Annotated in this window: 1 protein-coding gene and 1 pseudogene; both read right to left on the bottom strand. The window is 43.7% G+C overall.

Annotated features, from left to right (window positions below):
• On the bottom strand, positions 1-841 hold an 841-nt coding region (gene mnmA / locus A3739_RS03415; RefSeq protein WP_068500319.1), incomplete at its 3' end, for a tRNA 2-thiouridine(34) synthase MnmA.
• A 92-nt stretch (positions 842-933) separates the two neighbouring features.
• A pseudogene (locus A3739_RS30660) lies at positions 934-1,150 on the bottom strand (NUDIX hydrolase); the annotation flags it as partial.

Below are 1,150 nucleotides of genomic sequence, written 5' to 3'. Positions count from 1 at the left end.
GTGGATTATTCTTTCCTTGAACAACGACCAGAGTGTTGTCGTCTAGATTTTTTTGCGCGACATACCAAGGTGATTCGTCATAGTTTTTTAAGCCGCCAATACCGAGGCCTTGTCGCTGACCGATAGTGTGATACATCAAACCTTGATGCTTGCCGATGGTGTCTCCTGTATCGGTAATGATATCGCCTGGTTGCGCTGGCAAGTACTGTTTCAAGAAGTCTGAGAATTTTCTCTCCCCAATGAAGCAGATGCCGGTGCTATCTTTCTTATCGTGCGTTACTAGGTCATGCTGTTCTGCGAGTTTGCGCACTTCAGGTTTTTCGATCTCTCCCACTGGGAACAGAGTTTTTGCAATCTTGTCGCCACCAACAGCATACAAGAAGTAGCTTTGGTCCTTGTTAACATCTAAGCCTTTCAATAACCATGCTTCGCTGTCTTTATCCTGCTTGCGCACGTAATGCCCTGTCGCGATGTAGTCTGCACCAAGAGTTAATGCATAATCCAAGAATGCTTTGAACTTAATTTCTTTGTTGCACAAAATGTCTGGGTTGGGTGTGCGACCAGCTTTATATTCCTCTAGGAAATACTCGAATACGCGATCCCAGTATTCAGCTGCGAAATTTGCTTGATGCAGTTTGATCCCAAGTTTGTCGCAGACTGCTTGTGCGTCATTTAGATCTTCAATCGCTGTGCAGTACTCAGTGCCGTCATCTTCATCCCAGTTTTTCATGAATAAGCCTTCAACTTGATAGCCTTGTTGCTGAAGTAAAAGTGCTGATACAGAAGAGTCTACACCGCCTGACATGCCGACGATGACGCGAGTTTCATTGGGAGATTTCATTAAGTACCTTTCGTTAAAACGCTGCGATAGTTAGCGTAGTTGAAGAGCGCGGATTGTAACCGCTTATGGTTAAAAAAACAGCAGTTTGTTTGTTAATGCTCGTAGATGAAATCTAATGGGGTAAGCGGCTTATTTCGTGCATCTTCAAGGCATTTTAAAACCAGAGGGCTGCGAAGATTTTCACTTTCGTTTTGAATTTCCTCAAAGCTCAACCAATGGGCCTCAAGAATGTCGGTATCAAGACTTTGACGCGTATTGCTGATAGGTTTGGCCAAAAAACAATAACGATGATAACAGATGCCGTTTTGA

The sequence above is a fragment of the Oleiphilus sp. HI0067 genome, from assembly GCF_001635735.1.
Note: the sequence above shows the minus strand (reverse complement) of the source record. Positions and strands in the feature narration are given on the sequence as shown.